Consider the following 12,417-nt stretch of genomic DNA (forward strand, 5'->3'; position numbering starts at 1 on the left):
TTGCCCTTTGATCACCGTCAACGGAAGCCCTCGACCACTCGCGGACGAGAACCCGTGCGCCAAGCGGCTACCCATGGTTCGGCAACCGCTCCGATCGAGCCTGGCCAACGCGGTCGCCGGACGGCGAGGTCAACGGCGGGGACTGGAGCGTCTGCTGCGCCACGCCGCCGCTAGACCTGGGCGCCTCTCCAAGTCTGGCGGTTCGTCGTGCTGATGCGGCCACCCGCTGCCGACGCTCAGCCTATTGCGCGCCAGGTCGTCTGACGTCTGCCAAGTTCTCGCGGTAGCAGGCTGACGCTGAGTGCTGCACGTCGACGGCCGCGACGCCTATTGAATCTCCATCAAGGATGGTCAGCGAAGGGTTTCGGCGACCGCCATCGTGTCCTGATAGAACGGATACATCTCGCTGATCAGCCCGTCTCGGACTGTGATCAGCTGCATGACCGAGGTCTCCAGCATCCGGCCGGTGGCTCGGGCGGTCAGGACGCCTCGGTTCAGGACCACGATCGCGTCGTCGCCGACGACGAATCGCTGCTCGAGGAACTCCAGCGACTGCCATGCATCGCTCATCGCGGCCATGAACCTCTCGATGCCGCGCGGCCCGCGCCAGATGCCGCCGTACGGAAGGCTGGGCGCCTGGTACATCACCACGTCGGGATGGAGGCATGCGGCAATCCCGCCGAATGGGGCCTTCCCCATACCTCCAGCCGCGATGTAGGCGGCCTCGGCGGCGTAGAAATTCTGCAGTACGTCCATCGTGCTCTCACTGCTCACCAACCCATCATGGCGACCCGGACGGTATCAGTCCGGCGAGAATCGGACGTGGTGATCCCCCGCCAGCCCCGCCGATCTCGGGCACCTTGGGTTCGACATGTTGAGCCTGAGCACGCTTGCTGACACTCGTCGCGTGACCTGGCATGGATCTCCGACGAGCCGCCTGGCTCGACCCGCAAGTCCTCGTCCCACACCGCGTCGCCGTCGATGCGCCACACGCGCTTATCCACATTGTCCGCGATAAACGGAAGCTATCGGCATCCGTGGCCGAGCGGCGAGCTGGCTGCAGAGGCGCTGCAGAGCCCTCGGCGACAGAGGGTGCTAAGCGCCGACTTCCAGGTGCCCGGGTTGGCGGAGTGGGGATGCGAAGGCGCGGTCGTCATGGCCCGCGCGGCGACAGCGGGCATTGACGCAACCCACCGGTTGCCATACGGTATGGCAACCAGGACGTTGCCATACCGTATGAGGAGGCCACAATGACCAGTACGAGCACCGACTATCGCATCACCGTCCGAGTGAACGCCCCCGCCGACGTCGTGTTCGACCTGGTCACCAGCCCCGAAGCACTCACCACCTGGTGGAGCCCCGTCACCGGTTCCGGGCTGACCAATGGAGAGCTGCGGTTCCCGATGGTGCCCGGCCATCCCCCGCTGCTGATCCGTGTCGACGAGGCGACGCCCCCGACCGCCGTCCGCTGGACCGTCGTCGAGTGCACCTTCCTGCAGGACTGGATCGGAACGCAGCCGACCTTCACGATCACCCCACTCGACCACGACTCATGCGAGCTCACCTTCGAACACCGCGGCCTCAACGACGAACTCGACTGCAAGGACATGTGCAGCCGAAGTTGGAATCACTTCATCGGCACCAGCCTCCCGGAACTAGCCGACGGCGGACCCGGCGCTCCCAACCGCAGCCCACGAGACCTCGCCCGCCGCGTGGCCGAGGAGAATCGCTGATCTCGAAGCGCCCACGCCAGCCCGGCGTCACCGACCTGCTACGCGCTCGCCTCGACGTCGAGCCAGTGGCCATGTTCCCGGCGCAGTCCGATCATGACCAGAGTCCGGCCGGGAAACCCGGCGGCAATCCCACACAGGGTCTGCAGAAGCAGATTGAGATCGACTGGACCGGTACGCCAGCGTGAGTCGTGAGTCTGGCGCCAGAGGCGGCAGGTCTCGGCCGGGGGCGAATGCCCGCCATGCCATAGCGATGCCGCTTGGGCGGCGGGGTGCGCGGTCCCGAACCGGTCTGAGAGCCCGTTGAAGAACGGGTTGTTGTCGTAGGTGGCTGGAAGACTAACCCGGTGAGTAGGTTCACGGCGTTCCGGTTCACTGTCGATGCCCGGGCGGGGCGGATGGTGGTGTTGGGGCGGCATGCGGGTGCGGCGCGGTTTGCGTTCAACCAGTGTCTGGCGATGGTGAAAGACGCCCTCGATACCAAGGCCAAGACCGCGGATGGTTCGGTGCGGGTGCCGTGGACTGCGTTTGATCTGATCAACAGCTTCAATGGGTGGAAGCGGTCGGCGGCGGCGGGCCGGGTGTGGGCGGTGGACTCGGCCGGACGGGCCACGCTGCAGAGTGCGGGTTTGCGCTGGCGGTCCGAGGTGAGTCAGCAGGTGTTCGAGGAGGCCGCGGTCGATTGTGGCCGGGCGTTGGCGGCGTACGCCGACTCACGAAAAGGCAAGCGGCGCGGTCGCCGGGTGGGGTTTCCGCGATTCAAGCGCAAGTCGGCCACGGTGGTGTCGTTCCGGATCCGCAACAAGACCACCGCCGGCAAGGCCACGATCCGGGTAGGTGACGTCGATGCCGGTCCGCGGACGATCAGCTTGCCCAAGATCGGGATCTTGCGGGTGCGGGAGGACACCCGCCGCCTGCGGCGCATGCTGCGCAACGGTCGGGCCACCATCCGCTACGTGACGGTGTCGCATCGTGCGGGGCGGTGGACGATCAGTGTCACCGTGCAGGCCGCCGATCTGCATCCGGCCCGCCGCCACCCGGCACCTGCCGCAGGCGACCAGCAGGGCTGGGTGGGTGTGGATCGGGGGTTGACCGCGCTCGTGGTGGCCGCCGACCGCACCGGTCGAGAAGTGGTGCGGGTCGACCCGCCCCGGCCGTTGCGCACGAGTTTGCCGAGGCTGCGGCGTCTGTCGCGGAGGGTGTCGCGGGCGCGGCGCGGGTCGATCAACCGGGGCAAGGCGGTGGCGCGGTTGGCTCGCTGTCACCGGCGGATCAAAGACGTTCGCGCACACGCGTTGCATGAGGTCGCCAACCATCTGGTCAATACCCACGATCGGCTGGTGTTGGAGGACCTGAACACGGCGGGCATGGTGAGAAACCGGTGGCTGGCTCGGTCGATCAGCGACGCGGGCTGGGCGCAGCTGGCGCGGATGGTCGGCTACAAGCAGCAGTGGGCGGGCGGGCAGGTGATGACCGCGGATCGGTGGTTCGCGTCGAGCAAGACCTGTTCGGTGTGTGGTGCTGTTGCTGCCAGCCTGACGTTGTCGCAGCGGGTGTTCGCCTGTGCCGTGTGTGGCTTTGAGGCGGATCGGGATCTGAATGCCGCCGCGAATCTCGCTGTCTGGGGCGAGCAGCATGATGCCCAGATCCGGGACCCCTAAGTGCGAGGCCCGGTTATCAATGCCTTGCCGAGGGACGGCTCTGACCGGCGGGCATCAGCCCGCCGGTGAAACCCGTCCCGTTGACGCAGGAACCCCAACGCCGACCACCCCAGCACGGTGCGGTCGGCGGCAAGGACGCCCGAGAAGGGCGCTGTTGTATCAACCAACAGGTTATTCAACAGGCTGTGAGGCGACGTCTCGGACCGGCTCGGCTCGCGTGACCCGGAGCGAGGATCGGTCCTATGTGTTCGGGATGGTGCCGGAGAGGCTGCCGTTCCAGAGGACTTGCGGTCCCTCGACGGTCGTCGGGCGGTTGGTGGAGGCGACGGTCACGCCGGAGACGAGGATCGTCCACGACCCGCTGACGCTGACATTCTCGAAGAACTGGGTGCCGTCGACTCGCCAGCCCCGCAGCGCGCACAAGGTGGTTCGCGTTGAGGTGGAGCGGTAGTTGTGGTTGATCGTGCAGTCGAGCAGCGTCCTAGCCTTAGCGTCGCCGCTGTAGATGCTGCCCAGTTCGTAGGCGGTGATGATGCAGCGAGTGAGGTGGATCAGCGCCGTGCCGTTGATCAGGTAGCTGCTGCGATAGACCGAGCCGGTGGTCTCGCTCGTCGGTCGCAGGTCCACGAAGGTGCAGTCGGTGAAGGTCGAGGCGTCGGCGGCGAGGGTGGTGCCCGTCGCGGGGTCGATGCTGCCGTGGAAGTTGCAGTCGGAGTAGTGGAATCGGGGCGCGTTGGTGTCGATGGCCCAGGTTGTGCCGCCCCACATCCGGCAGTTGTCGAAGGTCATGTCGCCGATGTCGGAGACCGGTGAGAGCTTCGAGGCGGTGACCACGCCTGGGCCGGCGTTGTCGTAGAACTCGCAGTCGGTGAACTGTCCGTCGAAGCAGATGCTGCCGCCCTCGGGTTCCATGTCGACGCCGGCCCCCGGTTTGGACGACAGTGCGAGCCCGTTGTCGACACCGCCGCCGTTGTTGACCGCGCGTCCGGTGAAGCGGAACTTGCAGCCGGTGGCGGTCAGTCCGCGGCCACCGGTCCACGACAGGCCCTGCCGGCCGTTGTACTCGGTGACCACGTTCGTGAGCGTGTAGTCGGTCGGCGGATCGGTGAGGGTCAGGCCGCCGTATCCCAATGCGATGCCGTCCAGGCCGTGGAATTTGCTGGTCACCGAGTTGATCGTGACATTGCGGCATTTCAGCAGCCGAATGCCGGTCGCCTTCACCTGTCGTCCCGTGTCGCCCCAGCTGCCACCGAGCTTCAGCGCGACCGATCGGCCGTTGAGGACCAGCGACGAGATCGTGATGTTGCTGCCGCCGATCACCTGAATCATGCGGCCGGCCTCGACCCCGTACCGGCTGCGCGGGCTGGTGCCCACCTCGTCGGCGGGGTTCCCCGGGATCTGTCCGGCGTCATAGTTCGTCGCGGGCACGTACCCGCCGTACAGGAGGCCGTCGGCGAGTTTGATCGTCGCGCCGTGTCCGTTGATTTGCAGGTATTGCAGTCCGACCCGGGAGCCGATGTGGAAGATCGGCAGCGCGACTCGCCAGGCGTCGAGATAGCCGGAGGAGCCGAAGTTCTCGTCCAGGTCGGCGTGAAGGTCGGCGGGGGCGATGTACGCGCTCTGAGCGTTGACCCATGCATCGATCTGATCCGCCGGAAGTTGCTTTCCGACCAGGTAGGTCCCGACCGGGATGTTCAGCGTCGCGCCGCGCTCGCTGGTCGCCGAGATCGCCCAAGCGGCCCGCTGAAACGCTGCGGTGTCGTCGGCGACGCCGTCGCCGACCGCGCCGAAGTCCGCCTGGAGGTCGAAGACGGGATAGGCCTCCGCGGCTGCGCTCTGCGCCGTCAGCGCAACGGCCAGTGGAGTGAGCGCCGCGGCGCCGAGCAGCGTACGCCGGGACATCGGCCTGGAAGTTATGGACATCGAAATCCCCTCTCGTTCTCGGAGCGCTCGCCCCGAGGAGGCTGGATTGAATCTGGCCGATTATGCGCTTAATCACAGAACGGTGCAAGGGGAGTCGCGATCGGCCTGCGCGGCCGGGAGCCGGGACGATGGCGTTACCCGGCCGGCCGCCCGGGGAGGGTACGTTGACCGGGTGGTGAGTAACCGGGGTCGCCGACCGCGTCAGATCGACGTGGCCAAAGCGGCGAACGTGTCGACGGCGATCGTCTCCGCGGTGATCAGCAGTACCAGCACCGGGACGATCCGGGTGAGCGAGGAGACTCGGCGGCGCGTGCTCAAGGCCGCCGAGGACCTGGGATACGTTCCGAACGTGGCTGCCCGGAGCCTGGCCGGCGGGCGCAGTCACCTGATCGGCGCGTTCACGTATCAGCAGCACTTCCCCCGGGAGAGCCGAGACTTCTACTTCGAGTTCCTCCTCGGCATCGAGGAGGCCGCCGAGGACGCCGGCTACAACCTGCTGCTGTTCACCGGGACACGCGACGACTCCGGTAATCGCACCGTGTACCGCAACGGCTCCAACATGCTGCAGCTCGCCGACGGATCGATCATGGTCGGCGGTCAGGTCGACCCGAAGGAACTCGCCCGGTTACACGCGGAGCGGTACCCGTTCGTCATGGTCGGGCGGCGAGACTCCATCCCGGACGGAGTCTCCTGGGTCGCCGCCGACTACCGGTCCGGAACCGCAGAGGTGGTCCGGAAGCTGGCCGAACTCGGGCACCGCAGAATAGCCTTCGTCCAGGGCGCGCTGACGCACGAGACCGTCGACGACCGGCGGGCCGGATTCGCCGAGGTCGGAACCGAACTCGGGTGGCCCGACACCAGCCTTCCCGTGCTGACCTATGACACGGCCGGCGGCGCGGACGCGAATCGCCCTCGCACGCTGCTGTCGCTCGCGCGACGCCGAAAGGTCACTGCCCTCGTGTTCGAGTCGAACTACCTCGCCGACCAGGTCCGCACGGCCGCGGCGAGCGCCGGGGTGGATGTCCCCGGACAGCTGAGCGTCGTCGCACTCGGCGACTGGTCCGAGCGGAATCCGGGCCAGCAGGTCGCACCCGGCTTGGCCGAATTGACGTCCCCGTCGCGCCAGATCGGCCGGGAGGCGGTGGCGATGTTGATCCGCCTGCTCGGCAGCCAGACCACCAGGACCGAGCACGTGATGATGCCGTGCACGATCACGACCGGTAGCACGATCGCGCCGCCGCCATCCTCTTGACGGGCCCGAGTCGGGCTCCTACGCTCCTCGTGATTACGCGCTTAATTGCGTGAGCTCGATCTCGAGGAGAGTCGACCCATGCCGCAGCAATTCAGCAGACGTACAGTCCTCGCCGGCGGTGCCGGAGCGTTCGGCTTGGCGGCCGCGGCTCTGCGGACCGGCGTCGCCAACGCCGCGCCCGTCCAGCGACGGGGCCCGATCGTGATCAGCGACGGGCGTGCCCGCGCGTCGCTCGTGCTGCCGGCCGAGCCGCACCCGGACGAACGGCAGGCAGCCGACGAGCTGATCAGCCATCTGAGCGACATGGCCGGCGTCGAGGTCCGCGCCGGAACCGCACCGGTTCCGGGCCTGCTGCCCGTCTACGTCGGCGCCGCCTGCCCGGACCTGCGGCTCGACGACGTCGACGACCCGGACGGCACCGGGCACTCGTTCCGGATCCAGGTGACCCACAACCGGATACAGCTGGCCGGCACCGGTTCCGCCGGTACGCTTTTCGCGGCGTACGAACTGCTGGAGCAACTCGGCGTGCGGTGGCTCATGCCAGGGCCGCACGGCACCGTCCTGCCTCGCGTGAGCAACGTGATCGCGCCCGAACAGGACTTGATCGGCGTGCCCACGTTCGGCAGCCGCCAGCTGCACTTCGTCGACAACTACCTCGGCACGATGCCACCCGGCGTCGATCGCAACGAAGGCGCGGACTGGTCGCGTCGGCGTCGGCTTCGCGGCGAGTCCTGGGACGCGCACGGCATCGACCTGCAGCCACCGGCGTCGAAGACGGCGGAGCCGGAGCTCTACATCCACGAGAACGGCGTACCCACCAATCAGCTCGACGTGACGAATCCGGAGGTGCTGCGGCGGGCCACCGCGTACGCGCGTACCCAGCTCGCGGCCAACCCCGAGCTGAGGGTGCTGCGGATGGGCCCGGCCGACGGGCACGGCTTCGGCGTCACCGATTGGGATGCCGGCAATTGGGACACCCTCGCCGGGCTGCCCAGCGTGACCGATCGATACATCCGGTTCTTCAATCTCGTCCTGGAGGATCTGCAGCGCGACCATCCGGATGTCGGCATCGCGTTCTTCTGCTACGACAACTACATGCTGCCGCCGGTCCGAGTCGTGCCGAACCGCAAGATCATCCCGGCGCTGGCGCCGATCAACGTCGACCGGCTGCACACCGCGGCCGAGCCGAGCGGCCAGGAACGGCGCTACTACCTGCGACTCGCAGACCGGTGGCGAACAATGGTCGACGGCTGGTCCTACCGGGGCTATCTGTTCAACCTCGCCGATCCGGGCTTGCCGTTCGTGCCGATCGCGCCGGCACGCGACGAGATTCCACTCTATGTTCGGCACAAGTCGCGATACGGCTGCCGGATGGAGGTCTCGGCCAGCTGGGGTTACGACGCTCCGGCCTTCTACCTGGCCACCAAGCTGATGTGGGACGCGACAGCCGATCCCGCCGCCGTGCTCGCGGAATTCTGCGCCGCCGCGTACGGGCCCGCCGCCGCGCCGATGGCCGACTACTTCGGCAAGATCGCCGACACCGTGTCGCGAGCTCCGATCATGACCGGTCGATGGCTAGCACACGTCCGGATCTTCACCGCGACGGACTTCGAGAAGCTCGACCAGCTCCTCGCCGACGCCGAGCGTCGGGCCGACGACACCGGCGATCCGGGCATCGTCGATCGAGTCGCGGTGGCCCGCATCGCCTTCCAGTTCGGATGGTCGATCTGGGACGCGCTGCGCTCCTGGCACGAAGGTTCCTTCACACAAGCCGCCGCCAGCCTGACCCGGGCGGAAAGCGACTTCGCCGTGGCAGTGTCCCACCAGCCCGTCGCGCTCTATCCGCAACGGCGCAACTTCATGAACTTGATCGCGCCCCCGATTCGGGCGGCGGCGGAACGGACTGCCGGCGACAACGAGATCGTCTGGTCCCTCCCGGATGAGCTGTCCGCGATCTTGGACGATACCGACGACGGGCTCGCTGACGAGCTGTACGCAGCCGACGTGCCCGATGCCGGCTGGCGACCGCTCGCCACTCGCTCCCGGTCCGCCTCCGATCAAGGGTTGAGCTACTTTCGGGGCGCCTATTGGTATCGCACCTCGCTACCGATCTCGGCGGCCTGGGCGGAACGACGGCTGTCACTCTGGCTGGGATCAGTGGACGAGTCCGTGCGCGCCTGGGTCAACGGCACCGAGCTTCCGCTGATCGCCGGGTCCAAATCGTTCCAGCCATGGGAGTTCGATCTCCGCGGAAAGCTGCGTTTCGACGGCACCGACCGGCTGGTAATGCGAGTGGTCAATCGCAACCTCAATGAACTCGGCACCGGCGGCCTCGTGGGACCCGCCTTCGTCTGGGCCGGCGAAGCGATCACACCGCTGTCCGCCCCGCCGCCGGTTGTCCGCGGCCCCGGCCGCCGTGACCTCGGCCAAGTGCCGCAGCCGGTGGTCGTCAGCACCGCAGGTTGGCACCAGCAGCTCCCGGCCCAGTGGCGGGCCAAGATCGACCCAGTCGGCGACTGCGCCGAGCTCGGGCTGTGGGAACGCCAGATCCCCACCGCGAACCAGTGGCTGGAGCTGGCCACGGACCGATCGATCGCCGAGCAGGGCTTGGCGTACTACTCCGGCGGCCTGGTCTACCGGTTCGACGGCCAACTGCCCAGCCAAGCCAGATCCGGCCGGCTGATGGTGCCCAGCCGGGCTCGGCTGGTGTCGGCATGGCTCGACGACAAACCGCTACGAGCCGTCGGCTGGAGCGACGACGTGCACTCCTACGCCCTGCCGTCCATTCCGAACCGCTCCGTGACCCTGGTGATCGCCATCCGGGACTCCCCCGGAGCGGGCCGCGGTGGCCTGCACGGCCGGGTGACCGTTACCGACCCCGGCTGACGATTCACCGCGGCGGAGGCAGCCGTGCCGCGGCCGGGAGTCCCGCGCACTGTGGCAGGCTCGCGGGCTTCCTCTCACCGACGTTGAAGAGCGGCGGGTCGGCGTAGTGGGAGTCGGTGGGCCTTGTGTCGATGGCCGGGGCGGGTTTTCGGACAGGTTCGTCGATGGTGTCTACGTCCACCCAAGCGCGGTGGTGGTGGCGCAGTCGGCAGTAGCGCATGCCGGGGTTGATGGGTGGCCTGTGTCGCTGGTCGTCGCCGTCGCACGCCAGCCACCACAGTGTGGCGAACGCTGGGCGTGGCAGTAGTTCTCCGTCGTCCAGGGTGGACAATGGCCCGCCGCCGACGATTGCGATGTCGGTTAGGAGCTGGTGGAGGAAGGGTGGCAGGAAGATGTGGCGTGCCGAGTGCGAGGTTTGACGGGGCCGAGCCAGCGTCGGCCGGGTAGTTCGTGGCGGCTGCCGGTGTGCGGGTCGATGTTGAGCTCCTCGGCCGCGCCCTGGCGCCGATCCGCGACGAAGTGACCATCCCCACGAAGTTCGGCTACACGCCGACCTTCGGCTAGGACTCGCGACCCGAACACATCCGCGAAGTCGTCGACATCAGCCTGCACAACCTGGGCATCGACACGATCGACCTGCTCTACCCGCACCTGCCCGACCCGAACGTGGCGATTGAGGACGTCGTAGGCGTCATGAAGGAATTCGTCGACGCCGGCAAGGTGAAGTACCTCGGAGTCTCCGACGCCGACGCCGACACCATCCGCCGCGCCCACGCCGTGCACCCGATCTCCGCACTGCAGGACGAGTACTCGATCTTCGCCCACGACGGCGAAATGCTGTTTCCGGTCCTGGAAGAACTCCGCATCGGCTTCGTCGCATACTCGCCGCTGGCCCGCGGCTTCCTCAGCGGCGCGGTCAAGTCCCGCGATCAGACGACGCCAGCGACTACCGGCAGCGCATCGCCTGGTGGAAGCCGGAGAACTACGACGCCAACCTCGCCATCGTCGATCAGCTGACCACATTCGCCGAGAGCAAGGGCGCGGCTCTCTCCCAGCTTGCGCTGGCATGGCTGTTGGCGAAAGCGGACTTCATCGTGCCCATCCCCGGGCTCGCGCAATCCCGGCCGCGTTGCTGAGAATGTCGCCGCCGTCGAACGCATAATTAAGACTTGACTTAATTAAGCTGGCACTTATACAGTTCGCGAGTGCACGCTTTCGACGTCCTCGGCGACCCGGTGCGACGCCGAGTACCGGAGCTGCTCGCCGACGGAGAGCGGGCCGCCGGCGACGTCGGCGTGGTCATCCGGGCAGAGTTCGGCATCTCGCCACCTGGGGTGTCGCAGCACCTGCGGGTGCTGAGGGAGTCGGGTTTCGTCGTCGTCCGTCCGGACGGCATGCGGCGCCTGTACGCGGTGAAGGCAGCACCTCTGCGGGAAGTCGACATCTGGCTGGAACGCCTCCGGCAGTTCTGGAGCCGGCGCCTGGACGCATTGGCCACCGAGGTCGCCCGCGGCCAACGCCAACGCCGCGACCAGCGCGACAACGGTGGAAACACTGCCGGGACACCGGATCGTCGGCAGGGAACCGAGTCAAGTAGCGAGGAAGAGAAATGATCGACATCGTCAACCAGATCAACGCCACCCGCCGAGAGATCGGCAACCTGGCGGTTGCCACCGGTGAAGGGCGGTCGGTGTTACTGCGGCGGGTCTACGACGCCCCGATCGAGGACGTCTGGAGCGCCTGCACCGACCCGCAGCGGCTCGGCCGATGGCTGGGCCCGGTCGAAGGCGACTTGCGTGTCGGCGGTACGTTCCAGCTCAAGGACAACGCCGGGGGCGAAATCCTGCGCTGCGACGAACCCCGCCTGATCAAGGTGACCTGGGTCTTCGGCGAGGGCATGCCGACTGAGGTCGAGGTGCGCCTCGCGACCAGCGACGGCGGTCGCACCGCTTTGGAGCTGGAGCATGCCTCACCCGCGCAGATCGTCGACGAACTCCTACGCACGTACGGTCCCGGTGGCACGATCGGTGTCGGCTGCGGCTGGGACCTCGCGCTGCTCGGCCTCGACCTCTTCCTGCACGGCGTGGAGTTTGACCCCGCCACCTGGCAGGACACCCCAGAGGGAAAGGAATTCGCCATCCGCGGCTGCCACGCGTGGGGGTCCGCGATCCAGGCTGCCTGGGGAACCAGCGATGACAGTATCGCGGCGGCCATCGCGTTCGCGGTGCAGCCGTTCGCGGCCGAGACCAGCGGTGACCGCTGATGACCCACGACGTCATCGCCACCACCGCCGGCAGGGCGCCCCGCGCCGCAGCCGGGTCGACGAGAATGCTGCTGACCTGCGGCATGTTCGCCGGACCGCTCTACATCGTAGTGGTCGTCTTCCAGATGCTCACCAGGGACGGATTCGATATCAGCCGGCATCCGGCCAGTATGCTGAGCAACGGCGACTACGGATGGATGCAGATCGCCAACTTCGTGGCCAGCGGTCTGCTGTTCGTGGCGTGTGCGATCGGGCTGCACCGGGTCCTGCGCCCGGCAGCGAGTCCGGGAGGCAAGTGGGGACCGCGGCTGATCGGCGTCTTTGGCGCCGGGATGCTGGGCTCGGCCGCTTTCTCCGCTGACCCCGCCGACGGCTTCCCACCGGGCACACCGACCGGCCCTCCCACCACGATGAGCTGGCACGCAGCGGTGCACCTCCTGGTCGCCGCCATCGCCTTTCTCGCGCTCGTCGCCGCATGCTTCGTCTTCGCCCGGCGGTTCGTCGCGGCCGGTCTTGCCGGTTGGGCTGCCTTCAGCGGCGTGACCGGCGCGGCCTTCCTTGTCACCTGGAGCTTGATCTTCACGCTGCAGGGATCGCGCCCGGCCAACATCGCCTTCGCCCTCGCGATCGCCCTTGCGATGGCATGGGCGTCCCTTCTCGCCGCGCACCATCGGCCCAACCGGCGACAAAGTGAAGGCTAGC

General features: G+C 67.6%; 9 protein-coding genes and 1 pseudogene. 8 read left to right on the forward strand and 2 right to left on the reverse strand.

Annotated features, from left to right (window positions below):
- Positions 1–351 precede the first annotated feature (351 nt).
- The gene (locus tag HDA40_RS03600) at positions 352–774 is read right to left on the reverse strand and encodes a nuclear transport factor 2 family protein (RefSeq protein WP_253751582.1); all 423 of its coding nucleotides are present in this window, start codon (positions 772–774) and stop codon (positions 352–354) included.
- A 476-nt stretch (positions 775–1,250) separates the two neighbouring features.
- Between HDA40_RS03600 and HDA40_RS03605 the strand changes: the two genes are divergently transcribed.
- Both HDA40_RS03605 and HDA40_RS03610 read left to right on the forward strand, forming a co-directional pair.
- Positions 1,251–1,733: an SRPBCC family protein gene (locus HDA40_RS03605; protein WP_253751583.1), complete on the forward strand. Its 483-nt coding sequence runs from the start codon at positions 1,251–1,253 to the stop codon at positions 1,731–1,733.
- Positions 1,734–2,131: 398 nt separating this feature from the next.
- Complete coding sequence (locus tag HDA40_RS03610) at positions 2,132–3,391, forward strand: RNA-guided endonuclease InsQ/TnpB family protein (protein ID WP_253751586.1); 1,260 nt, start codon at positions 2,132–2,134, stop codon at positions 3,389–3,391.
- A 240-nt stretch (positions 3,392–3,631) separates the two neighbouring features.
- Here the strand turns inward: HDA40_RS03610 and HDA40_RS03615 are convergent, their stop codons facing one another.
- Positions 3,632–5,314, reverse strand: coding sequence for a glycosyl hydrolase family 28-related protein (locus HDA40_RS03615; RefSeq protein WP_253751589.1), 1,683 nt, complete (start codon positions 5,312–5,314; stop codon positions 3,632–3,634).
- Positions 5,315–5,486: 172 nt separating this feature from the next.
- Here HDA40_RS03615 and HDA40_RS03620 point away from each other — a divergent pair, with 172 nt between their 5' ends.
- The 6 genes and pseudogenes from HDA40_RS03620 to HDA40_RS03645 all read left to right on the forward strand — a co-directional run bounded on the left by HDA40_RS03620 (position 5,487) and on the right by HDA40_RS03645 (position 12,416).
- Positions 5,487–6,566, forward strand: a complete 1,080-nt coding sequence (locus tag HDA40_RS03620; protein ID WP_253751592.1) for a LacI family DNA-binding transcriptional regulator — start codon at positions 5,487–5,489, stop codon at positions 6,564–6,566.
- Between the two features lie 78 nt (positions 6,567–6,644).
- Positions 6,645–9,452: a DUF4838 domain-containing protein gene (locus tag HDA40_RS03625; protein ID WP_253751594.1), complete on the forward strand. Its 2,808-nt coding sequence runs from the start codon at positions 6,645–6,647 to the stop codon at positions 9,450–9,452.
- 579 nt (positions 9,453–10,031) lie between these two features.
- Positions 10,032–10,469 (forward strand): annotated as a pseudogene (locus tag HDA40_RS03630) (aldo/keto reductase); the annotation flags it as partial.
- 188 nt (positions 10,470–10,657) lie between these two features.
- Complete coding sequence (locus HDA40_RS03635; RefSeq protein WP_253751596.1) at positions 10,658–11,065, forward strand: ArsR/SmtB family transcription factor; 408 nt, start codon at positions 10,658–10,660, stop codon at positions 11,063–11,065.
- Positions 11,062–11,715 carry an SRPBCC family protein gene (locus HDA40_RS03640; protein ID WP_253751599.1) on the forward strand — a complete coding sequence of 218 codons (654 nt, stop codon included), beginning with the start codon at positions 11,062–11,064 and terminating at the stop codon, positions 11,713–11,715. Before HDA40_RS03635 ends, HDA40_RS03640 begins: the two co-directional genes overlap by 4 nt.
- A complete protein-coding gene (locus tag HDA40_RS03645; RefSeq protein WP_253751603.1) occupies positions 11,715–12,416 on the forward strand; it encodes a DUF998 domain-containing protein in 702 nt (233 codons plus the stop codon). The genes HDA40_RS03640 and HDA40_RS03645 overlap by 1 nt, the downstream gene beginning before the upstream one ends.
- Position 12,417 lies beyond the last annotated feature (1 nt).

Source organism: Hamadaea flava (genome assembly GCF_024172085.1).
GTDB classification, from domain to species: domain Bacteria; phylum Actinomycetota; class Actinomycetes; order Mycobacteriales; family Micromonosporaceae; genus Hamadaea; species Hamadaea flava.